Below are 21,860 nucleotides of genomic sequence, written 5' to 3' on the forward strand. Positions count from 1 at the left end.
ATGAAACTCTGCGGATTCGACATTGGCCTGAACCAACCCTTCTTCCTCATCGCCGGCCCCTGCGTGGTGGAGTCCGAGCAATTGCAGATGGACACCGCCGGTACGCTCAAGGAAATCACTTCCTCGCTGGGTATTCCCTTCATCTTCAAGAGCAGTTTCGACAAGGCCAATCGCACCAGCGAGACGGCCTTTCGTGGACTGGGCACGGAAAAAGGACTGGAGATCCTGGCCAAGGTCAAAAAGGAAATTGGCGTGCCGGTGCTGACCGACATCCATTCCGAAGACCAGATCGCCCAGGTCGCCAAGGTCGTCGATGTGCTGCAAACGCCGGCCCTGCTGTGCCGCCAGACCGACTTCATCCACGCCGTCGCGCTGTCCGGCCTGCCGGTCAATATCAAGAAGGGCCAATTCATGGCCCCGGGCGACATGAAGAACGTCATCACCAAGGCGCGCGCGGCCGTCAAGGCGGCCGGTCTGCCGGAAGACAACTTCATGGCCTGCGAACGCGGCGCCAGCTTTGGCTACAACAATCTGGTCAGCGACATGCGCAGCCTGGCCATCATGCGGGAGACCAACGCGCCGGTCGTGTTTGACGCGACCCACTCGGTGCAGCTGCCCGGCGGCCAAGGCACCAGCAGCGGTGGTGTACGCGAGATGGTGCCGGTGCTGGCGCGTGCCGCAGTGGCCGTCGGCGTCTCTGGCCTGTTCATGGAAACCCACCCGGACCCGGCCAAAGCCCTGTGCGACGGTCCCAACGCTGTGCCACTCAAGCACATGAAGGCGCTGCTGGAAACACTGTTCGAGCTGGATCGTGTCACCAAGAAAAACGGCTTCCTCGAAAACAACTTCAGCGCCTGAGCCAGCGATCCATCCCGGAAACCTACACAAGCCATGACATTCGCCTACATCATTGTCGACATGAAGATCACCGACCCCGAGCAGTACAAGCAGTACATGGCGGCCGCGCCTGCCGCGGTTGCGGCCGCTGGGGGCGAATACCTGGTGCGCGGTGGCAAGTTTGAGGCGCTGGAAGGCACCTGGCAACCTGCACGCGTCGCCATGCTGCGCTTTCCCAGCTACGAAAAGGCCAAGGCCTTTTATGACGACGAAATGTACCGCGCCGCGCGTGCCAAGCGTGCTGGCGCCACCGAGTTTTTCAATATGGTCCTGGTCGAAGGCGTTGCCGCCCCGGTCTGATCCCCTCTCTACAAAAAAAGGAACCTAATGAGCGCAATTGTTGATATCGTCGGCCGCGAAATTCTCGACAGCCGTGGCAACCCTACCGTTGAGTGCGACGTGCTGCTGGAGTCCGGCGTCATGGGCCGTGCTGCAGTGCCTTCGGGCGCGTCCACCGGTTCGCGTGAAGCCATTGAGTTGCGCGACGGCGACAAGTCGCGCTACCTCGGCAAAGGCGTGCTCAAGGCCGTCGAACACATCAACACCGAAATCTCCGAAGCCGTGCTGGGCCTGGACGCCAGCGAACAGGCCTTCCTGGACCGCACGCTGATTGACCTGGACGGTACCGACAACAAATCGCGCCTGGGCGCCAACGCCACGCTGGCCGTCAGCATGGCCGTGGCACGCGCAGCAGCTGAAGAAGCCGGCCTGCCCCTGTACCGCTACTTCGGCGGCAGCGGTGCCATGCAGATGCCCGTGCCCATGATGAACGTCGTCAACGGCGGCGCGCATGCCAACAACAACCTGGACCTGCAGGAACTGATGATCATTCCCGTGGGCGCACCAAGCTTTCGCGAGGCCGTGCGCTACGGTGCTGAAGTGTTTCATGCGCTCAAGAAAATCCTGCACGACAAGGGCATGAGTGTGGCCGTCGGCGACGAAGGCGGCTTTGCACCCAATGTGGCCAACCATGAATCGGCCATCCAGATGATCCTGGAGGCCATCGACGCCGCTGGTTATGTGGCCGGCGAACAAATTGCCCTGGGCCTCGATTGCGCAGCGTCGGAGTTCTACAAGGACGGCAAATACGTCCTGGGCGCAGAAGGCCTGAGCCTGGACGCCACCGAATGGACCAACATCCTGGCAACCTGGGTCGACAAATACCCCATCATCAGCATCGAAGACGGTATGGCCGAAGGCGACTGGGACGGCTGGAAGACCCTGACCGAACGCCTGGGCAAAAAGGTGCAGCTGGTCGGCGACGACCTGTTCGTCACCAACACCAAGATCCTCAAGGAAGGCATCGACAAGCAGATTGCCAACTCCATCCTGATCAAGATCAACCAGATCGGCACGCTGACCGAGACCTTTGCCGCCATCGAGATGGCCAAGCGCGCCGGCTACACCGCCGTCATCAGCCATCGTTCGGGCGAAACCGAAGACTCCACGATTGCCGACATCGCCGTGGGCACCAATGCGGGCCAGATCAAGACCGGTTCACTCTCGCGCTCGGACCGCATGGCCAAGTACAACCAGCTGCTGCGCATCGAAGAAGACCTGGGTGACATCGCCACCTATCCGGGCCGCGCGGCCTTTTATAACCTCCGGTAAATGGCCCCCACGCTCGTCGCTTCGCGTACTTCGCTGCCCCCCGGGGGGGCGCGTTTTTTCTTGGGGCGGCCCGGCGAAAAGTCAGCCCCCACGCTCGTCGCTTCGCGTACTTCGCTGCCCCCCGAGGGGGCGCGTTTTTTCTTGGGGCGGCCCGGCGAAAAAACCTTGTCCTTTAATCATCACCCTCAAGCATAGGCATGGGAAACCGACTCGTCCCCGCCATCCTGATTGCGCTGCTAGCCATATTCCACGCGCAACTCTGGATCGGCCGGGGCAGCATTCCCAGCGTGCGCGACATGCAGCACCGGCTGACCGAGCAGCTCGCCAAAAACGTTCAGGCGCAGGCTGCCAATGACCAGCTCGCTGCAGAAGTCCGAGACCTGAAGGAGGGGCTCGAAATGGTCGAAGAAAAAGCCCGGATCGAACTCGGAATGGTCAAGCCGAATGAAATCTTCGTGCAGGTGACCAAGTAAGCCCTGGGTATCCAGCCTGCGAAAGTACCCGTGCTGAAAATTGCCGTTACCGGCGCTCCACTTACCGGAAAGAGACAGCTTGCCGCTGCGCTGGACTGCGCCCTGAAAATCTCGGGGCACGAAGCCACCGTAGCCGTGACCGATGCCGCGTCCCTTCCTGCCGACCTCCCCAGCTTTGGGCTGACGCTGCTCATGGGACTGGAAGAAGTGCAGGCGGCAACAACGGCCGATGAACGCCGGCAACTTCAACACAGCGCCGACCAGTCGATTCGTGCAACCCTGTCGCACGCGGGCATTCCCTATCGCGTGATGTACGGGACCGCAGAGCAGCGCCTTGCCCGGGCGCTGGAGGCCGCGCAAAGTCTGCGGCCCCGTGCCCCGACTTTCACCCGAAGCACGCCCGGCGCGACAGCAAGCCCCCAAAAAAGCAGGAAGGCCTGGGTGTGGGTCTGCGAAAAGTGCAGCGATCCTGCTTGTGAGCACCGCCTGCTCAGCGACCTGCTGGCGGAGCGCGCTGCAGCAACCGCTTGAAGCATTGCCCTGCCGCAGCGCGGCCGACGAAACTATTGCACGGTGGACGTGGGTGGCTGCTGGTTGGTCTGGCTGGTGAAAAGCTGCGCCGCATCCACCGGGTCAAATTCATACTGTGCGCCGCAAAATTCGCACCCAACCGCGACCTTGCCACGTTCGGAAATGATGCTTTCGATTTCGTCTGTACCCAGGCTGCGCAGCATGTTGCCCACACGGTCGCGCGAACAGCTGCAGGCAAAACTGGGGGTGGCGGGTTCAAACCGGGTGACCTGCTCTTCCCAGAAAAGGCGGCGCAGGATCGTGTCGGCATCGAGAGTTAAAAGCTCTTCGCGCTTGAGCGTGCCGGCCAGCATGGCAATACGTTTGTAGTCTTCATTGACGCCGATCTGGTCTTCGTTGGCGTCCCGGTCGATCTGGCCTTCAAGGTTCCCCTGGCCTTTGACCGGCAGCCGCTGGATCAGCAGGCCGGTAGCCACCTTGCCGTCGGCTGCCAGAATCAGTTTGGTGTCGAGCTGCTCACTTTGCAGCATGTAATGCTCAAGCACTTCCGCCAGGTTCTCAATCTTCTCGCGCTGATCGCCAAAAAGCGGCACCACACCCTGGTAGGCCTGGTGCCCCGGCAACTTGTCCTTGGGGTCCAGCGTGATCGCGCAGCGCCCCTGATTGCTCACGTTGACCAGCTGGCTCAGCGAACTGCCCGCATCGACCGTACCCGTCACCGTGGCGGTGGCGCGCAAGCTCAGGTCGGGCTGAACCTCGGCCACGGCCAGCTTGACCGGGCCGTCGCCGAAGATCTGAAGAATGAGCGCACCATTGAACTTGATGTTGCTCTGCATCAGCGCGCCGGCGGCCGTCATTTCGCCCAACAGCTGCATGACCTCGGCCGGGTAGCCGCCGGCCGCCTGTCTGCGCTTGAGGATTTCCTGCCAGGAATCGGTCAGGCGAACCAGCATGCCGCGAACCGGCAGGCCTTCAAAGATGAATTTATGCAACTCAGACATTGGGCCCCCACGGTCGCTCACTTCGTGTAGCTCCCTGCCCCCCGAGGGGGCCGCTGCGCCTGCGGCCCGGCGAAGCCGGTTCCGCGGCCCCTGCTGGAATGGGAACTCCGACGCTAGCGCTCTGTGTGTATTTATTGGGTTTGATCATGCTTAAGTGCCGTTCAGGCGATTTTCTTGAGCCCGGCCTTGTAGCGCTGGGCATTTTCTATATAGTGCTTCGCGATCATTTTTAAACCCTCGATCTGCTCGGGGGAAAGCTGCCTTACCGCTTTGGCGGGGCTGCCGATGATCAGGGAGCCGTCCGGGAATTCCTTGCCTTCGGTGACCACGGAGCCCGCCCCGACCAGGCAGTTCTTGCCGATCTTTGCGTGATTGAGCACAACCGCCTGGATGCCGATCAGCGAACCATCGCCGATGGTACAGCCGTGCAGCATGACCTGGTGGCCGACCGTGACGTCTTCCCCGAGGGTAAGGGGCACGCCCATGTCGGCATGCAGCACGCTGTTGTCCTGGACATTGGTGCCCCGGCCCACCGTGATGGTTTCGGTGTCGCCCCGGATCACCACGCCAAACCAGACGCTGCAGTCTTCGCCAAGCCGCACATCGCCGATCACCTGGGCGTTGTCGGCCACCCAGGCAGACGCAGGAACGGTGGGGGTCAGCTTGTCCAATTGATAAATAGCCATGCGTTCTCACTCAAAATTAAAGCCAAAGGCCACAAACGGGAAAGAGCGTGGCGGCTATGCACCGATTGTAAGGAGGCAGCTTCCCCTGTCATTCAGCGTACACCGCCGGCAACCAATCCCGGCATCCCGAGGTATCAACGACAATGGATTCATGACGGATCTACTGGCCCCTGCAGAACTGCGCCAGCAAGCGCTGCAGGCCCTTCTCACCAAAAATCCAGAGCAAAAAGTGCGCCTGGCCCAACAGGCGCAAGCGCAAGCAGCTACTGTTTTGATAGCAACGGAGCTGGCGATTCCTGCGCCGCCGGGTCTGCCCGGATGCCCGGAACGGCCGGAACTGCGCTCTCACCTGGATGTACCCAAGCGCTCGCCTTTCACACACGAGGGGTTGGCGGCCCTGCTTCATGCCGTCACGCACATCGAGTTCAATGCCATCAACCTCGCCCTGGACGCCATCTGGCGTTTTGCCGGCATGCCGCGGGCCTACTACCTGGACTGGCTGCAGGTAGCCGCCGAAGAAGCCCACCATTTCAGCCTGCTGCGCGCCCATCTCCAGGCCATGGGTTACGACTACGGCGATTTCCCATCGCACACAGGGCTATGGGACATGACCGCCAAAACCGAAGGCGACGTGCTGGCGCGCATGGCGCTGGTGCCGCGCACCCTGGAGGCCCGCGGCCTGGACGCCACCCCACCCATGCAGGCCAAGCTGCGCAAGGTCGGCACGCCGGACGCGCTGCGAGCCGTGGACATCCTGGACATCATCCTGCGCGACGAAATCGGCCACGTCGCCATCGGCAACCGCTGGTACCGCTACCTGTGCGCCCAGCGGGGCCTGGATCCGGTGGCGACCTACCCGGTGCTGGCCAGGCAGTATGGGGCGCCTCGCCTGAAGGGCCCGCTGAACCTGGACGCCCGCCGGCGGGCTGGTTTTGACGAGGCGGAACTGGCGCTTCTGGTCTAGCAACAGGTTCCAGGACGCGGCGAATTCCTACACATACAGTCACGGCAGGGATTTTCGAACAGCGCTAGACTGCAAAACTCTTGAAAAGGAGTTTGCGCATGATCCGGCATCTCGTTCCAGACATCCCTTCGCAAATGCCGGGCTTGCCCGCGGACATCGCCTTGCAGCTGCCGCAGGGCCAGCGTCTCGGAGAGCCTAACGCCCCCGTCAAGCTCGCGTTTTCGCACTGGTCTTCCATCGCCCGCCTCAAGGCCGGCCAGATCGGCGCCCTGGCAGAGGACTACGTCGAAGGCAAACTCCAGCTCGAGGGCGCCATGCGCGACGTGATGCGCGCCGTCACCAAACTGCTGCCCGGCAACCCGGTGCAAAGCGACACCGGCTGGTGGTCCGGCCTGCTGCACCGCGCCAAGTCCCTGGCCGCCCACACCCAAAGCCGGGATGCAGCGCAAATCCAGTTCCACTATGACGTGTCCGACGCCTTCTATGCGCTCTGGCTCGACCCTCGGCGGGTGTATTCATGCGCCTACTACAGCGACAACGCCATGACATTGGCCCAGGCCCAGGAAGCCAAGCTCGACCACATCTGCCGCAAGCTCATGCTCAAGCCCGGCGAACGTTTCCTGGACATTGGCGCCGGCTGGGGTGCGTTGCTGATGTGGGCGGCCGAACATTACGGCGTCGATGCCACCGGCATCACCCTGTCGAAAAACCAGCACGCGCACGTGCAGCGGCTGATTCAGGAAAAAGGCCTGGAGGGGCGCGTGCGCATGGAGCTGCGCGACTACCGCGACATGCCGGAAGACCAGCCCTTCGACAAGATCTCGTCCGTGGGCATGTTTGAGCACGTGGGCCATGCCAACATGACGGCCTACTTCCAGAAGATCATGCACCTGCTGGCCCCGGGCGGGCTGGTCATGAACCACGGCATCACGGCCGGCGGCCTGGAAAACCGCCAGCTCGGCGCCGGCATGGGCGAATTCATCGAAAAGTACATCTTCCCCGGCGGTGAGCTGATGCACGTCAGCGCCGTGCTGGAGCACATGTCACGCGCAGGCCTGGAGATGGTGGACACCGAAAACCTGCGCCCCCACTATGCACGCACGCTGTGGAACTGGTCGGACGCCCTGGAGGCCAGGCTGGACGACGCGCGTCAGGTACTGGCCGCAGACGGCGGCGCCGAACGCGCGGAAAAGACTTTGCGCGCCTACCGCCTCTACCTGGCAGGCAGCGCAATGAGCTTTGAGCAAGGCTGGATCTCGCTGCACCAGATGCTGGCAGCGCGGCCCTCAGGTGATGTGCACAACACACCGGTCACCGGCGCCCAGTCTAGCTACCCGTTCAACCGGGACTACATGTACACCCCCGTCCAGGCTCACTCCGTGTAGCCTGTTCCCCCCTTGCAGGGGGCGGCGCCTGGGGCCGGCAAAGCCGAAAAATCGGCACACCCCTATCGGGCTCACTTCGTGTAGCCCTTTTCCCCTTGCAGGGGACGGTGCCTGCGGCCCGGCAAAGCCGGTTCCGCGGCACCTGCTGGTGAAATACCTCTCTACTCGATTACGCCCGCGGAACTATTCATGCCAGCATGAGCGCCGGAACCGGCTTTGCCGGGCCGTAGGGTGGGCGGCCCCTCGGGGGCAGCGAGTTACGCAGCGAACGACCGTGGGGCTCTACTACCCCCTGGGGTGGTGCTGCGCATGCAGCGCTTTGAGCCGTTCACGCGCCACATGGGTGTAAATCGTCGTGGTGGAAATATCGGCATGGCCCAAAAGCATCTGCACCGCGCGCAGGTCGGCGCCGTGGTTCAGCAAATGCGTGGCAAATGCATGGCGCAAGGTGTGCGGAGACAGCGGCGAGTTGATGCCGGCAAGCCGCGCATATTTTTTCACCAGCATCCAGAACATCACGCGGCTCATGCCCTTGCCGTGGCCGGTGACAAACAGGTCGTCGGTCTGCTGCCCGCCCAGGATGGCCGGCCGCGCGTCTGCCAGGTATTTCACAATCCATTCCCGTGCCACCTGGCCGAAGGGCACCAGCCGTTCCTTGCTGCCTTTGCCCATGACGCGAAGCACCCCTTCGTTCAGTCCCACATGAAATGTCTTGAGGCCCACCAGCTCGCTTACGCGCAGGCCGCTGGCGTACAACAGTTCCAGCATGGCGCGGTCGCGCTGGCCCAGCGGCGTGCCGTCGTCGGGTGCGGCCAGCAGGGCTTCAACCTGGGCTTCGCTCATGACTTTGGGCACCCGAAGCGCCTGCTTTGCCGACTGGAGTTTGAGCGTCGGGTCTGCAGCAATCAGGTGCTCGCGTAATGCCCAGCGAAAATAGCGCTTGAACACCGTCAGGCGCCGGTTGGCGGATGTTGCCTTGGTCGCAGCGTGCCGGGCCGAAAAGTAGCGGTTGAGATCGGCCTCCGCCGTCTCGTCAAGTTTTCGCCCTCCCTGCTCCCTGGCAGCCAACCATCCGGCGTAGAGCGACAAGTCGCGGCGGTAAGCCGCCAGGGTGTTTTTGGACAGCCCGTCTTCCAGCCACAAGGCGTCAATAAACCCATCAATACTGGACTGGCTTTCTGGCTGCATGGGGTGACCATAACAAAAAAGCCGCCGCACATTTGAATGCGCGGCGGCTTACGGGTAGCTTTGCTTCCGGTCAGCCCGGCTTCAAAGTTCTATTCGAGCTTGAGCTTGGCCGAGTCGACCACTTTTCTATAGACATCAAATTCGGCCTTGATCTGCGCCGTGAACTGCTCGGGCGTATTCGCAATGATCAGGGAGCCGGTGTCTTCGATCCGTTTGCGTATCGCCGGATCTTCCAGCGATTTCTTCACCCCGGCGCTGACCTTGTCGACCACGTCCTTTGGCAAGCCTTTCGGGCCGATGATGCCGTAATAGGCCATGCGGTTCACAGGCTCCAGGCCGACTTCCTTGAAAGTGGGTACATCCGGCAGCACAGCCAGGCGCTGGGGCGCGGCCACCACAATGGGGATCAGGCGCTTTTGCTGGATGAACGGCAGGGCCGATGGAAGGTTGTCAAAAATCATGGGCACCTGCCCGGCCACGGTGTCGTTCAGGGCCGGACCCGCGCCGCGGTAGGGAATGTGCGTCACGAAGGTACCCGACATGCTCTTGAAGAGCTCCATCTGCAGGTGACCGATGCCACCGGTGCCCGAGGATGAATAGGAATACTTGCCGGGGTTCTTTTTGAGCTCAGCCACAAACTCCTTGTAGTTGCGCGCCGGAAAGCTCGGGTGTACCGCAATGATGTTGGGCGTTGCGGCGATGTTGATGATGGGCGTGAAGTCCGTCAGCGTGTTGTACGGGATCTTGGGGTTGATGGCCGGATTGGCCGCGGTGGTGGACACCGTGGCCACGCCCAACGCATAACCATCGGGAACGGCGCGCGATGTCTCAAGTGCGCCCACCACGCCGCCGCCGCCGGCCCGATTTTCGACGATCACGCTCTGGCCCAAGGCCTTGCCCAGTGGCTCGGAGATGACGCGGGCGACGATATCAGTGGTGCCACCCGGTGCAAACGGCACCACGAGCTTGACCACCTTGTTGGGATAACCCTGTGCCAATGCGGGGCCTGCGGCGGCGCCCAGCGCAAGCGCGGACACCACGGAATAGGCAAACAGATAACGACGTTGCATGTTCAGTCCTTCAATAAAAACAGCAGAAATGGTAATCGCAACATTCATGCCCCGCAGTTGTGGATTACGCATAAGGGCAAACCCGGGGGGATTGCGGTTATTCTCGGCGAGTGAACTACGCGCAGCTTCTTTTTCCCGACTTTTCCCTGATTGTTTGCGGCTACCTCGTCTGCCGCTACACCGCCCTCAACCGCACCGTATGGGAACAGGTGGAGAGCCTGGTTTATTACTTTTTGTTTCCGGTCCTGCTTTTTCATTCGATCGTCAAAAGCCCGCTGGACCTGGGCGCCGCCTCCAGCCTCATCAGCGCCGGCATCCTGCTGGGAATAGCCGGTATTGCGATGGCCTACAGCCTGCCGCACCTGCCTTGGCTGGGCAGGCACATCGACTCGCGTGAGCACGCCGCCAGCGCGCAGGTGGCGTTTCGCTTCAACTCCTTCATTGCGCTGGCCCTGGCCGACCGGCTGGCGGGCAGCCAGGGCCTGCAGCTGATCGCCGTGCTGATTGGTGTATGCGTGCCGCTTTTCAACGTGGCGGCGGTGTGGCCCATGGCGCGGCATGCCAAGCGCGGCTTCATGGGCGAGCTGGTGCGCAATCCGCTGATCCTTGCCACGGCCACAGGCCTGGTGGCCAACCTGCTCGGCTTTACCCTGCCTGTCTGGCTCGAACCCACGGTGACCCGCATCGGAGCCGCCTCGCTGGCCCTGGGCCTGATGGCAGCAGGCGCCGGCATGCAGTTCGGTCACCTGTCGCAAGCCAAAACGCTGGCAGTGGCCGTGCTGTCGATACGGCATCTGTTGATGCCGGTCGTGGCCCTGGGCCTGTGCAAAGCCTTCGGGCTGTCGTCCGTACAAAGCACCATCCTGCTGGCGTTTTCCGCCTTGCCGACGGCCTCCAGCGCGTACGTGCTGGCGGCGCGCATGGGCTACAACGGGGGTTACGTGGCGGGCCTGGTGACACTTTCAACAATGCTGGGCATTCTTAGCCTGCCTTTCGCTCTCGGTATACTGATGTAAAAATTTGTGACATCAGACGCCGGCAGGGAGGAAATACGTGGGAATTTACAGGCCAATGATGGTCGCCGTATTTGCGGCGATCGCGTGTTCTGCAGCAAGCAGTCAGCAATTGTTCAAATGTGGAGCCACATTCCAGGACAAACCCTGCGACACCGAGATCCAGAAAAAGTATTCCTCCTTAACTGGCTCCTTTAGCAAGGAACAGGTCAATGCCGCTGCCGACACGCAGTGCGCAGATTTGGGAGCCCGTGCCATGCCCATTATTCAGGCCAGAGCCCACAAGGAAACCCTTGAGGGCTTGCATGCCCAAATTGATGCCAAAACTATTGGTCGGTTGGAAAAAATTCAGCAAAAAGAACTGGTTTCTTCCGTGTTTGCCAAGAAAGGCAATCCTGCAGAGATTAGGGGAGCCATTGAGGCCGAGTGCATGGACAGCAAACGGACAAGCAAAGCTCGTCTTGCTATATCGACACCGAGCGTCTATCCAGAAAATTCCCGACTTACAGGTGTCGATGCCGGAGCTGAAGCACATACAGCAAGAAGAATCACAGTAACTGTAAGTACGTCAAGCCGGCGCTAGGCTCCGTCGCGGATAACCACTAACAATATCTACCTCACAGGGATTTCATGAAGTCAGCCTATCTGGTTCTGGGAGTACCCGGAAACGCCAACAAAGAAGACATTGAAGTGGCCTTTAACAAGGCAAATATCCATTACTCCCCGGCCAGGCTGGCGGCTGACCCACAAGCCGTTGACAGATTCCTGGAAGTCAAAACCGCCTACCAGGTACTGCGAGACGACGAGTCCAGGGCTGCGCATGATCGCAAGCTCAGCAGTACGCTAACGAGGCCCGCGGCCGCACGTCTGGACAGAACAATCAAAGTCGAGCAGGAATCGTCGGGACTCACACGTGTTGTGGTCATTCTGGCTGTGGGAGTTGCAATGCTGTTCGCAGGGAGTTTTTACATCAGCTCCAAGCGTGAAGCTGCGCGCAAGGAACAGGCCGCACAAGAACTTCGGCTGAAGGTACAAGCGGAAGAGGATGCCAGGAAGGAAGAACTCCGTCTGGCTGCGGAAGAAGCGAACAGACAGCAGATTGCCAAGCAGGCAGCACAGCAAGAGCGGCAATTCCGCCAGGAAAGCGAGCGCGCAATCAACAATGTCCGTTCAGCGGAAGCGCAGCGCAGCTATCTGGAATCACAAAGAGCCAGTGCTGAACAGCGTGAAGCGCAGCGCAAGGAGTACGAAGCCCAATCACGTGAACAAAACAAGGTAAGGGAAGCGCAAAACCAGCTGGCCAGAGACAAAGCCCGTATTCGCGAGTTGTGCTACCAGAACTACCGGCGCTGGGACTGCTAAAAGACCGCGCTGCCTTTTGTGGCTGCCCGGTCAGGCACTTCGTGTCGGATGCCTGATGGCCGGCGCGAAGCCAGCACCTCGGTTCGAGCCTTAAGTCTAATATGCGCTTATCGCTCAAGCGCATGACATGCCAAATGCTTTGCTATTGATTTAGGAGCTGCTTGCGCTTGTCTCCAAAGGGCTGCAGGCCATTTTCGTTCAAATTTACTGATCAAGGGCCCAGGCCACATGTTCCCGCACCAGCTCGCTGGGAGAAGCGGCATGCATTTGCAGGGCCTCGCGCAGGGGCTGTCCCGCCTCAGGATCGAGCACCCGCAGGGCATTGCCCATGGCCACCGCAAGGTTGCGCAGCCAGCGCTCATGGCCAATACGGCGTATCGGGCTGCCTTCAGTGAATCGCAAAAACGCCGCTTCCGTCCAGCCAAGCAGGGTGACGAGCTGCTGCCCCGTCAAGCCGCTGCGCTCGTCAAAATCGGGCAAGGCACTGCGCTGGGCGAATTTATTCCACGGGCAGACCAGCTGGCAGTCGTCGCAACCATAAATCCGGTTACCCATCAGCGGGCGAAGCTCCAGGGGAATCGGGCCCGCGTGTTCGATGGTGAGGTAAGAGATGCAACGCCGTGCATCGAGCTTGTGGGGTGCGATGATCGCCCGCGTCGGGCACACGTCAATGCAGGCCTGGCAGGTGCCGCAGTGCGGCGTCACCGGCTCGCTGGGTGGCAGGGCAATGTCAACGTAGATTTCCCCCAGGAAGAACATGGAGCCCGCTTCCCGGTTGAGCAGCAAGGTGTGCTTGCCGCGCCAGCCCTGGCCGCTGCGGGCTGCCAGTTCGGCCTCCAGCACAGGCGCGGAGTCGGTGAAAGCTCGGTGACCGAGCTGGCCGACGTGGCCGGAGATGCGTTCGCTGAGCTTTTGCAGGCGGGTGCGCATGATCTTGTGATAGTCGCGGCCACGTGCATACACCGACACGATCCCTTCCGCAGGCCGCTCGAGCCGGCTGAACTCCAGGGCCTGCCATTCGCCTGGGACGGCAGCCGTCGATGCGGGCAGATAGTCCATGCGTGCCGTGATGACGCTGACGGTGCCCGGAATCAGTTCGGCCGGCCGGGCCCGTTTGAGCCCGTGCGCTGCCATGTAATGCATGTCACCATGGAAGCCTGCGGCCAGCCAGGCTGATAATCCAGGCTCGGCCGAGGATAAATCCACACCGGCCACGCCAATTTGCGAAAATCCAAGCTCGCGCGCCCAAGTTTGAATTTGAGAAACGAATTGATGACTGTTCAAAGAATTGCTGGCGGGCACCCGCTGATTGTAAAAAACATTCCCTGGCCCGACGAAGCGGCCACGGCGGCATTCGCGCAAACACTGGCGGGTCATCCCGCGATTGGCCGCGCGCTCATTGAGCTTCAGGGCGACCTTGGCGCCGGCAAGACCACCTTTGTGCGCCACCTGCTCAAGAGTTTGGGCGTCGAAGGCCGCATCAAAAGTCCCACGTATGCAGTGGTCGAGCCCTACACTTTGCCGAAGATGAATATCTGGCATTTTGACTTCTACCGCTTTAACGATCCGCGCGAGTGGGAAGAGGCGGGGTTACGCGACATCTTTGCCAGCACCGGGCTCAAGCTGGTCGAATGGCCGGAAAAAGCAGGCCCGCATCTGCCGCAACCTGATCTGCGGCTCCACCTGGAAGTCCTGCCGGACGATACCCGCGCAGTTACCCTGACGGCTCACACGCCCACAGGCGCGGAATTGCTGGCATGAAGCGGCAGCCCGTCACCCGCCGCAGCGCCCTGCAACTGGGCAGCGTGGTGCTTCTGCTGGGCGTGCAGCACATCGCGCGCGGCGCGACCATCGTGGCCGTGCGTGTCTGGCCGTCCAAAGACTACACGCGGCTCACCATCGAATCCGACGGCGAGATCAAGGCAAAACAATTTTTCATCGCCGACCCGCCGCGCCTTGCCGTCGATATCGAAGGCATAGACCTGATTCCCGCGCTGCGCGAACTGGTCGCCAAGGTGAAATCCGACGACCCGAATATCTCGGGCATACGCGTGGGGCAAAACGCCCCTGGCGTGGTGCGGCTCGTAATAGACCTCAAGCAGCCCATCCAGCCGCAGGTATTCACCCTGCCGCCTGTAGCGGCTTACCAGTACCGGCTGGTGTTCGACTTGTACCCGACGCAGGTCGCCGACCCGCTCGAAGCCCTGATTGCCGAGAAGCTCGCCGACAGGCAACCGGGCACCACACCCGCCCCCGCCAACGACCCTATCGCCGACCTGATCGCGCGGCAGTCGGGCAAGCAGGCCGACGGCAAGCCACCGCCGGCAGTCGTCGCGGAAAAAGACAAGGACAAGGCCCACGGGCCAACGACCGGCCCTGCCACCCCCGGCGGCGCCAAGACCTCGCCCGAAGCGGCCGTCATTGCGAAGAACAAGACCGACCGTCTCGTCATCGTCGCGCTGGACCCGGGCCATGGAGGGGAAGATCCCGGCGCCGTCGGCCCCGGCGGCACGCGCGAGAAAGACGTGGTGCTGCAGATCGCGCACCGCCTGCGCGACCGTATCAACCAGCAGCCCAATATGCGCGCCTACCTCACGCGCGATGCCGACTTCTTTGTGCCGCTGCATGTGCGCGTGCAAAAAGCGCGGCGCGTGCAGGCCGACCTTTTCATCAGCATCCATGCCGACGCATTTTTTACGGCACGACCGCAAGGCGCCAGCGTCTTCGCGCTCAGCGAAAAAGGGGCCTCCAGCAGCGCCGCGCGCTGGATCGCCGATAAAGAAAACTCCGCCGACCTGGTGGGCGGCATCAACGTCAAGGCCAAGGACGCCCAGGTACAGAAAGCCCTGCTCGACATGAGCACCACGGCGCAGATCAACGACAGCCTCAAGCTCGGCAGTGCCATGCTGGGCGAGATCGGCAATGTCGGCAAGCTGCACAAACCGAAGGTCGAGCAAGCCGGCTTCGCTGTCCTCAAAGCGCCCGACATCCCCAGCGTGCTGGTGGAGACCGCCTTCATCAGCAACCCCGACGAAGAAGCCAAACTGCGCAGCGACGAATACCAGGTACAGCTGGCCGACGCCTTGATGCGCGGCATCACGCGCTACTTCGCGCGCAACCCGCCGCTGGCGCGCAACCGCGCTGTTTAAGTACCGCATCGGCGCGCATTTATGCGCCGAAAATTACCACCAAAGACCGCGGCAAGCCGACACGCCGCGGCAACCTTCTCCTACAACCTCCACATACCCGTCCCCCTACAGTGAAATCACAGGCAAGGTCAGGACTTCACGATGTGAATACCCCAGCAAGAGCCTGAAACTCTGAGCAAAGGTGGACAAGATGAATACGAAATTGATGATGTCAGCGGTAGCAGCGGCGGCACTGATCGGCCTGGGTGGTTGCAGCACCAGCCCGACCAATGCACAGATAGGCACCGGTGTTGGTGCCGTGGCCGGTGGCCTGGTCGGTAATGCCGTATTCGGCAGCACCCTGGGCACCGTGGGCGGCGCGGCGGCCGGAGCGGTGATCGGTAACGAGGTCGGTAAGAGGCGCTAAAAGAAACGCCAGGCAACGCGGCCCCGGCACCTGCCGGGTTGGTGCTGCCTGCACCAGTATCCCTGCTACACCGGATAGATCAGCGAGTTGAGGATCATCTCGCTGTCATACACACAAAGACGGCTCCTGAATTTCAGGACGCCGTCTTTTTTGATGAGCTCGTCGATATAACGCCCGACGTTGTAGACCTCGCTCACGCCGCCCGGCTTGGTGCGGAACACCGCGTAGTTGGCCTCGGCCTTGACGACATCGCCTTCCTCCGAGAGGATGCGCGCCGGGCTGACGATGTGGCGCATGTAATAAGGCCCGTGATAGATCGTCTGCGTGACGCCATACACCCGATCCTTCATCATGCCCCGGCTTTCCAGCGCCATCAGGGCCAGCGGCAGGCCGCGGTCAAAATTCTCGCGGGCCTGCACCTTGTAGTTGCCCTCTTCCACAAAGAATTCCGGCCACGCATCAAACCGCTTTTCGTCCAGCGCCGCCGCGTAGGCTGCGTTGAGCTGGTCCACCTCCAGTTGCAGCATCAGGCGCTGCAGTCCCTGTTCAGTCGCCGTCATAGACCCATGACTTTCTTCCAGTAGGCATACATGCTGCGGATCAGGGTTTCGGTGACCATGTGCTCCGTCATCTCGGTGCCGGTGCCGCCCAGCTCGCACAGTGTTGAGCCGGTGTCGCCAGCCTGTGCAAAGCCGGCCTGGCTGAACTCGATCACTTCACCGTCATCCGCACTGACAAAACCGGCCGGGCCGAACAGGTTGGCCTGGCGCAGGCGACGCTGCGTCATGTCGGGGGTGTCGTCGGCAAAGCCGAAGTGCGTCCAGATGAAATCAAACTCACCCTGCCCACGCGGCACGATATGGCGTGTGCTCAGCGAATTGACCTGCTGCTGGATGATCAGGCTGGGAAACAGCGTGATCATGGTCACGGTGGGCGTGATGTCGCTGCCCGGGCTGGATGGGTCGGGCATCTTCCACCAGGGCTCGGGCACCACGTCCAGCAGGCGGTCGTCATGCAGGGCCATGTTGGCCTTGAACGAGGTCACGCCTTCGGTCACAGCGTCGTTCTGCCCACCCTCGTTGCGGCGGGAAATCATCACGGCATGGCGGCCCTCGCCGTCCATCACCATGCGGCTTTTCTGGTCGGCACGCCAAAGGCCGAAGGTCACAAACCACGTGTGCAGCAAGCCGGGATGGTAAGGGTCCTTGATGTTTTCCATCATCAGCTTCCAGTTGCCCGGAATGCGCTGGCGGTTGTAGCCCAGCAGCGTCAGCTTGCGCGCTCCGTCAGGGCCTTTGAAGATGCGGTCCAGCCACGGCATGATCTGCGGGCCGAGGTAGTCTTCCAGCGGTTCGGTGTCGTCGCTGAAAGTGGCAAACACCAGGCCGTGCAGCACTGCAACACGCAACTTGGTCAGCCCATGATCCTTGAGATCGAACCCTTCGGGCATGCCGCCGTTGACGCAATCACCCTCTTTCACGCCGTCCTTGAAGGGCAACCCCGCCAGGTCGCCGTTGAGTTTGTAGGTCCACTGGTGATACGGGCAGACAAAGCTGCGCGCATTGCCCTGCGGGTTCTGGCAAAAGCGCACACCACGGTGGGCGCAACGGTTTTCAACAACGCGTATGCCGTGGTCGGTGGCACGGTCTTTGGGCGCGATACGGTCCCGCACCATCAGCACCTGGCGTTCGCCGACATGGCTGAGTTTGTAGTCGCCCACATTGGGAATCTCGGCTTCCAGGCCCACATAGCACCAGTGCGCGCCGTAAAAGATTTTCTCCAGCTCGCGCTGGTATAGCTGCGCATCGGTGTAGGCCCAGAAGGGCACGCGACTGGAGCCGGGGTCGCTCCAGCGTGACAGGGTATGGGGTGCGTTCATCTGAGTGTCTCCGGGTCCTGCAGCGTACCTGCGCACAGGATTTCGGACAGATAATACGCTTACTTACGATCTCTGACTTCTTTCCCTGATCTTTTCAGTAAGGCATCGGTAGCGGCCGTCAGTCAAATACGCAGGTTGCCTGTTCAATCCTGGCCTGCACTTGCGCCCCGGTCGGAGGCACACAGCCACGCTGCATGACACACAAGCTGGCGCTGGCCACAGCATGGGCCAGCAAACTGCGCCCCGCGTCATCGCCGACCAACGCCACCAAAGCGCCAGTACCGCTCGCAGCGGTTTTCCGCGCGAGCAAGGCAACCATGAAGCCGGCGAGGAAACAGTCACCCGCCCCCACGGTATCCACCACCGCCAACGGCCGGGATTCGCGGGCGCGCCACTGCCGGCCATCGCGTGTCAACAGACAGGCTCCGTGCGGCCCCAGGGTCAGAACCAGCAAGCCGGCACCGCTCGTGCCGAGCAGATGCTGCGCCCGCGCAAATACATCGGTGCCAGGTATCTCCAGGCTTTCCAGGTCTTCATCGCTGACCTTGACGACGTCGGCGTGTTGCAGCGCAGCGTGCACATTGCGCCTGTAGGCCTGCAGGTCCGGCATGACCGACGGCCGCAGGTTGGCATCCACCACCACCACGCTGCCCGCCTGATGCTGGGCTCGCAGCCATGGCAGGTAGCGGCCCGCATCCTCGGGCGCGAGCGCCAGGGCGCCGGTGTACACCATCTCGAGCCCGGGGACGCGCTGACACGACTGGATCAGGCTGTCCGCCGTGACTGCACGGTCCGCCACTTCCTGCCGGTAAAAAACATAGTCAGGATGGCCTGCGTCATCCAGCCCCACCACGGCCAGTGAGGTGCTTTGTGCCACGGGCTGTGGACAGGCCAGCCGCACACCATCTCCGGTCAGCGCTGCGGCCAGCTGGCGGCCAAAGCGATCGCGCGACAGAGGGTTGAGGTACAGGGTGTTGACGCCCTGCCGGGCCAGCGCGCGCGTCAGGTTGAAAACAGCGCCACCCGGGCAGGGTTCATAACGTCCGTCCGATTGAACGATCAGGTCAATCAACGCTTCACCAGCGGTTGCAACTTGCAGCACTTTTTCAGGGTTTTTCTCAGGGTAATCCATAACTAAAACAACTTGATTTAATAACTCAAGCGCCACTATAGTTCACCAACGCCCAGCACTCATGGGTATTTTCCCGCGAACTCCAGTGCCTGGCGGCCTGGAATGTCGATTCAACAAGGAGACAATTTGATGAAAAAGACCACCACTCTCTTGACACTGTCCAGCCTCGCGCTGGCCGCCACATCGGCCTTTGCAGCGGGCGAACCTGTGATCGGCCTGATTACCAAAACCGAAACCAACCCCTTCTTCGTCAAGATGAAGGAAGGCGCTGAAGCCGAGGCCAAAAAACTCGGCGCCAAGCTGCTGACCGCCGCCGGCAAATCGGACGGCGACACCGCTGGACAGATCACGGCCCTCGAAAACATGGCTGCCGCCGGCGCCAAGACCATTTTGATCACCGCCAGCGGAGATGCCATCGCACCCACCGTCAAAAAACTGCAGGCCAAGGGCGTGCAGGTCATTGCACTGGACAGCCCTTTTGCGGGAGCTGACGCGCTGTTTGCCACCGACAACTACAAGGCCGGTGTGCTGATTGGCCAGTACGCCAAAGCGGCCATGGCCGGCAAGCCAGCCAAAATCGCCACGCTCGATTTGTTCCCCGGTCACCCCGTGGGCGCACAGCGTCACAACGGTTTCATGAAGGGTTTCGGCCTGGCAGCGGCAGACGCGAAATCCAACGAGCTGTCCAAAGACCCAGCCGTGGTCTGCATGGCTGACAGTTTTGGTGACCAGGCCAAAGGCCAGACCGCCATGGAAAACTGCCTGCAAAAAAATCCCGATATCAACGTGGTCTACACCATCAACGAACCGGCCGCCGCCGGCGCATTCAATGCACTGAAAAAGGCCGGCAAGGAAAAAGGCGTGACCATCCTCTCGGTCGACGGCGGCTGCCAGGGCATCAAGGACACGGGAGCCGGCGTCATCACCGCGACTTCACAGCAATACCCCCTGACCATGGCGGCACTGGGCGTGGCAGCAGGCGTCAGTTACGCCAAGGGCGGCAAAAAAGCGTCGGGTTACACCGACACCGGCGTGACCCTGATCTCGGCCAAAGCTCTCCCGGGCATAGACAGCAAAGACGTCAAAACCGGCATGGACCTTTGCTGGGGCACCAAGTAATCGACCTGCTGCTTGCCAGCTGTCATCCCGGACCGAACCCGGTGCGGGATGACAAAATCATTTTCCTCATCCTGGGCCCTTACCGATGAACCTGTCTTCGCGCCACATCCCGTGGGGGGCCCTCGGCCCCTGGCTGGCCCTGCTGGCCACTTGCATCTTTTTTACCACCCAGTCAGACCGCTTCCTGACGGGCGCAAACCTGTCCCTGGTGCTGCAGCAGGTGATGGTCGTCGGCGTGCTGGCCATTGGGCAGACCCTGATCATCCTGACGGCCGGCATCGACCTGTCCTGCGGCATGGTGATGGCATTGGGCGGCATGGTGATGACCAAGTTCGCCGTGAATTACGGCATCGACCCCTACCTGGCCATTGCTTGCGGCCTGGCGGTCACGACCGGCTTCGGCCTCCTCAATGGCCTGCTGGTCACCCGCATCAAATTGCCCCCTTTCATCGTGACGCTGGGCACACTGAACATCGCATTTGCGATCACCCAGATTTACTCCAACGCGCAAATCGTTCCCAACCTCCCGACGGAATTGACGGCGCTGGGCAACACCTTCGATCTGGGCAGTACGGAGGTCAGCCTGGGCACCGTCGCCATGATCGGCCTCTACCTGCTGGCGTGGTTTGTCTTGCGTGACACCGCACCGGGCCGGCACCTGTATGCAGTGGGCAATAACGCCGAAGCCGCACGGCTGACCGGCATCCGGGTCGACCGCGTGCTGGTGGCCGTCTATGCACTGGCCGGCCTCTTTTACGGCATCGCCGCGCTCCTGTCGGTGGCGCGCACCGGCGTCGGCGATCCGAATGCCGGGCAAACCGAAAACCTGGATGCCATCACCGCCGTGGTGCTGGGTGGCACCAGCCTGTTTGGCGGACGCGGCATCATTCTGGGCACACTCGTCGGCGCGGTGATTGTGGGCGTGTTTCGCAACGGTCTCACCCTGATGGGCGTTGCCTCCGTCTACCAGACACTGATTACCGGCATTCTGGTGATCCTGGCGGTCGCGGCCGACCAGATGTCGCGCAAAGGGCCTCGCTGATGAACACCCCAACGCCCCTCCAAACTCCTGCGCCTTTGATCATGCAGGCCAAAGGGCTGGTCAAACGCTACGGTCAGGTCACCGCACTGGACGGTACCGACTTCGAACTACGCGCCGGCGAAATCCTGGCCGTGATCGGTGACAACGGCGCCGGCAAATCCTCGCTGATCAAGGCACTGTCGGGCGCCACTGTGCCCGACGAAGGTGAATTGCTGCTCGACGGCAAGCCGATGCGTTTCAAGTCCCCCATCGATGCGCGCCGTGCCGGGATCGAAACCGTCTACCAGGACCTGGCTGTGGCCCCTGCCATGAGCATTGCGGAGAATCTGTTCCTGGGCCGCGAACTCCTCAGGCCCGGTCCCCTGGGCCGCTGGCTGCGTGTGCTCGACAAGAAGAAGATGCTGGAGCAGGCCATTGCCCGCATGCAGGAACTCAAGGTCGGGATCCGTTCGATGACGCAGGCCGTGGAAACACTTTCCGGCGGCCAGCGCCAGTGTGTGGCCGTGGCGCGCGCCGCTGCCTTTGCGCAGCATGTGGTCATCATGGACGAACCCACGGCTGCCCTGGGCGTGAAAGAGGGCAACATGGTGCTGGAGCTGATTCGCCGGGTGCGCGACAAAGGCCTGCCCGTCATCTTGATCAGCCACAACATGCCGCATGTGTTTGAAATCGCCGACCGCATCCACATCCAGCGCCTGGGCCGCCGTGCGGCAGTCGTGAATCCCAAGATCATCAGCATGAGCGACACCGTGGCCGTGATGACGGGCGCCAAGACGGCCGAAGAATTGCCGGAGTCCGCGCTTGCCTGAAACAGCCCCCACGCTCGGCACTGACGTGTCCTCGCTGCCCCCCGAGGGGGCGCTGCGCCTGCGGCCCGGCGAAGCCGGTTCCGCGGCCCCGGCTGGTGAAGAAGAAGCTTCCACGCTTGTCACACCGCAACGCATGAGGCCCG

Annotated in this window: 24 protein-coding genes; 16 read left to right on the forward strand and 8 right to left on the reverse strand. The window is 61.7% G+C overall.

All coding sequences use genetic code 11. The annotated features are described in order from the left end of the window. From kdsA to ACXJKE_RS02245, 5 genes are all read left to right on the forward strand, one after another. Positions 1 to 858, forward strand: coding sequence for a 3-deoxy-8-phosphooctulonate synthase (kdsA, locus tag ACXJKE_RS02225; RefSeq protein WP_457278939.1), 858 nt, complete (start codon positions 1 to 3; stop codon positions 856 to 858). A gap of 33 nt (positions 859 to 891) precedes the next feature. Beyond that, positions 892 to 1,197 (forward strand): DUF1330 domain-containing protein, encoded by a 306-nt coding sequence (locus ACXJKE_RS02230; RefSeq protein WP_457278940.1) that lies wholly within the window; start codon positions 892 to 894, stop codon positions 1,195 to 1,197. 27 nt (positions 1,198 to 1,224) lie between these two features. Continuing rightward, positions 1,225 to 2,508 carry a phosphopyruvate hydratase gene (gene eno, locus ACXJKE_RS02235; protein WP_457278941.1) on the forward strand — a complete coding sequence of 428 codons (1,284 nt, stop codon included), beginning with the start codon at positions 1,225 to 1,227 and terminating at the stop codon, positions 2,506 to 2,508. Positions 2,509 to 2,705: 197 nt separating this feature from the next. Then, positions 2,706 to 2,981 carry a septum formation initiator family protein gene (locus tag ACXJKE_RS02240; protein ID WP_457278942.1) on the forward strand — a complete coding sequence of 92 codons (276 nt, stop codon included), beginning with the start codon at positions 2,706 to 2,708 and terminating at the stop codon, positions 2,979 to 2,981. A 30-nt stretch (positions 2,982 to 3,011) separates the two neighbouring features. Continuing rightward, positions 3,012 to 3,512: a hypothetical protein gene (locus tag ACXJKE_RS02245; protein WP_457278943.1), complete on the forward strand. Its 501-nt coding sequence runs from the start codon at positions 3,012 to 3,014 to the stop codon at positions 3,510 to 3,512. Positions 3,513 to 3,544: 32 nt separating this feature from the next. Here ACXJKE_RS02245 and hslO read toward each other — a convergent pair whose 3' ends face one another. Both hslO and ACXJKE_RS02255 read right to left on the reverse strand, forming a co-directional pair. Then, positions 3,545 to 4,513 (reverse strand): Hsp33 family molecular chaperone HslO, encoded by a 969-nt coding sequence (gene hslO / locus ACXJKE_RS02250; RefSeq protein WP_457278944.1) that lies wholly within the window; start codon positions 4,511 to 4,513, stop codon positions 3,545 to 3,547. 161 nt (positions 4,514 to 4,674) lie between these two features. After that, complete coding sequence (locus ACXJKE_RS02255) at positions 4,675 to 5,199, reverse strand: gamma carbonic anhydrase family protein (protein ID WP_457278945.1); 525 nt, start codon at positions 5,197 to 5,199, stop codon at positions 4,675 to 4,677. 151 nt (positions 5,200 to 5,350) lie between these two features. Between ACXJKE_RS02255 and ACXJKE_RS02260 the strand changes: the two genes are divergently transcribed. Then, positions 5,351 to 6,163, forward strand: a complete 813-nt coding sequence (locus tag ACXJKE_RS02260) for a ferritin-like domain-containing protein (protein ID WP_457278946.1) — start codon at positions 5,351 to 5,353, stop codon at positions 6,161 to 6,163. A 98-nt stretch (positions 6,164 to 6,261) separates the two neighbouring features. Continuing rightward, positions 6,262 to 7,548, forward strand: coding sequence for a class I SAM-dependent methyltransferase (locus tag ACXJKE_RS02265; RefSeq protein WP_457278947.1), 1,287 nt, complete (start codon positions 6,262 to 6,264; stop codon positions 7,546 to 7,548). A 285-nt stretch (positions 7,549 to 7,833) separates the two neighbouring features. Here the strand turns inward: ACXJKE_RS02265 and xerD are convergent, their stop codons facing one another. Next, positions 7,834 to 8,736, reverse strand: coding sequence for a site-specific tyrosine recombinase XerD (xerD, locus tag ACXJKE_RS02270; protein WP_457278948.1), 903 nt, complete (start codon positions 8,734 to 8,736; stop codon positions 7,834 to 7,836). Positions 8,737 to 8,825: 89 nt separating this feature from the next. Further along, positions 8,826 to 9,806 (reverse strand): tripartite tricarboxylate transporter substrate binding protein BugE, encoded by a 981-nt coding sequence (locus ACXJKE_RS02275; RefSeq protein ID WP_457278949.1) that lies wholly within the window; start codon positions 9,804 to 9,806, stop codon positions 8,826 to 8,828. A 110-nt stretch (positions 9,807 to 9,916) separates the two neighbouring features. Between ACXJKE_RS02275 and ACXJKE_RS02280 the strand changes: the two genes are divergently transcribed. From ACXJKE_RS02280 to ACXJKE_RS02290, 3 genes are read left to right on the forward strand one after another with little or no spacing between them, the layout of a single operon-like run. Beyond that, positions 9,917 to 10,822, forward strand: coding sequence for an AEC family transporter (locus ACXJKE_RS02280; protein WP_457278950.1), 906 nt, complete (start codon positions 9,917 to 9,919; stop codon positions 10,820 to 10,822). Between the two features lie 55 nt (positions 10,823 to 10,877). Then, positions 10,878 to 11,402: a hypothetical protein gene (locus tag ACXJKE_RS02285; RefSeq protein ID WP_457278951.1), complete on the forward strand. Its 525-nt coding sequence runs from the start codon at positions 10,878 to 10,880 to the stop codon at positions 11,400 to 11,402. A 47-nt stretch (positions 11,403 to 11,449) separates the two neighbouring features. Beyond that, positions 11,450 to 12,181, forward strand: a complete 732-nt coding sequence (locus ACXJKE_RS02290) for a DnaJ domain-containing protein (RefSeq protein ID WP_457278952.1) — start codon at positions 11,450 to 11,452, stop codon at positions 12,179 to 12,181. Positions 12,182 to 12,385: 204 nt separating this feature from the next. Here ACXJKE_RS02290 and queG read toward each other — a convergent pair whose 3' ends face one another. Further along, entirely contained in the window at positions 12,386 to 13,438 is a 1,053-nt protein-coding gene (gene queG / locus ACXJKE_RS02295; protein ID WP_457279777.1) for a tRNA epoxyqueuosine(34) reductase QueG, read from the reverse strand. A 15-nt stretch (positions 13,439 to 13,453) separates the two neighbouring features. On the opposite strand from queG, the gene tsaE reads away from it, so the two are divergent. From tsaE to ACXJKE_RS02310, 3 genes are all read left to right on the forward strand, one after another. Then, entirely contained in the window at positions 13,454 to 13,942 is a 489-nt protein-coding gene (tsaE, locus tag ACXJKE_RS02300; RefSeq protein ID WP_457278953.1) for a tRNA (adenosine(37)-N6)-threonylcarbamoyltransferase complex ATPase subunit type 1 TsaE, read from the forward strand. Continuing rightward, the gene (locus tag ACXJKE_RS02305) at positions 13,939 to 15,330 is read left to right on the forward strand and encodes an N-acetylmuramoyl-L-alanine amidase (RefSeq protein WP_457278954.1); all 1,392 of its coding nucleotides are present in this window, start codon (positions 13,939 to 13,941) and stop codon (positions 15,328 to 15,330) included. Before tsaE ends, ACXJKE_RS02305 begins: the two co-directional genes overlap by 4 nt. A 190-nt stretch (positions 15,331 to 15,520) precedes the next feature. Beyond that, complete coding sequence (locus ACXJKE_RS02310) at positions 15,521 to 15,736, forward strand: glycine zipper 2TM domain-containing protein (protein WP_457278955.1); 216 nt, start codon at positions 15,521 to 15,523, stop codon at positions 15,734 to 15,736. Positions 15,737 to 15,801: 65 nt separating this feature from the next. Here ACXJKE_RS02310 and ACXJKE_RS02315 read toward each other — a convergent pair whose 3' ends face one another. From ACXJKE_RS02315 to ACXJKE_RS02325, 3 genes are all read right to left on the reverse strand, one after another. Next, on the reverse strand, positions 15,802 to 16,263 hold the full coding sequence (locus tag ACXJKE_RS02315; RefSeq protein WP_457279778.1) for an aromatic-ring-hydroxylating dioxygenase subunit beta: 462 nt from the start codon (positions 16,261 to 16,263) through the stop codon (positions 15,802 to 15,804). A gap of 29 nt (positions 16,264 to 16,292) precedes the next feature. After that, positions 16,293 to 17,615 (reverse strand): SRPBCC family protein, encoded by a 1,323-nt coding sequence (locus ACXJKE_RS02320; protein WP_457278956.1) that lies wholly within the window; start codon positions 17,613 to 17,615, stop codon positions 16,293 to 16,295. A gap of 118 nt (positions 17,616 to 17,733) precedes the next feature. Further along, positions 17,734 to 18,747, reverse strand: a complete 1,014-nt coding sequence (locus ACXJKE_RS02325) for a PfkB family carbohydrate kinase (RefSeq protein ID WP_457278957.1) — start codon at positions 18,745 to 18,747, stop codon at positions 17,734 to 17,736. Between the two features lie 129 nt (positions 18,748 to 18,876). Here ACXJKE_RS02325 and ACXJKE_RS02330 point away from each other — a divergent pair, with 129 nt between their 5' ends. The 3 genes from ACXJKE_RS02330 to ACXJKE_RS02340 all read left to right on the forward strand — a co-directional run bounded on the left by ACXJKE_RS02330 (position 18,877) and on the right by ACXJKE_RS02340 (position 21,717). Continuing rightward, entirely contained in the window at positions 18,877 to 19,866 is a 990-nt protein-coding gene (locus tag ACXJKE_RS02330) for a substrate-binding domain-containing protein (RefSeq protein ID WP_457278958.1), read from the forward strand. Positions 19,867 to 19,951: 85 nt separating this feature from the next. Next, the gene (locus ACXJKE_RS02335; protein ID WP_457278959.1) at positions 19,952 to 20,908 is read left to right on the forward strand and encodes an ABC transporter permease; all 957 of its coding nucleotides are present in this window, start codon (positions 19,952 to 19,954) and stop codon (positions 20,906 to 20,908) included. Continuing rightward, positions 20,908 to 21,717, forward strand: coding sequence for an ATP-binding cassette domain-containing protein (locus tag ACXJKE_RS02340; RefSeq protein ID WP_457278960.1), 810 nt, complete (start codon positions 20,908 to 20,910; stop codon positions 21,715 to 21,717). The genes ACXJKE_RS02335 and ACXJKE_RS02340 overlap by 1 nt, the downstream gene beginning before the upstream one ends. Positions 21,718 to 21,860: the final 143 nt, after the last annotated feature.

Source organism: Polaromonas sp. P5_D5, assembly GCF_054049435.1.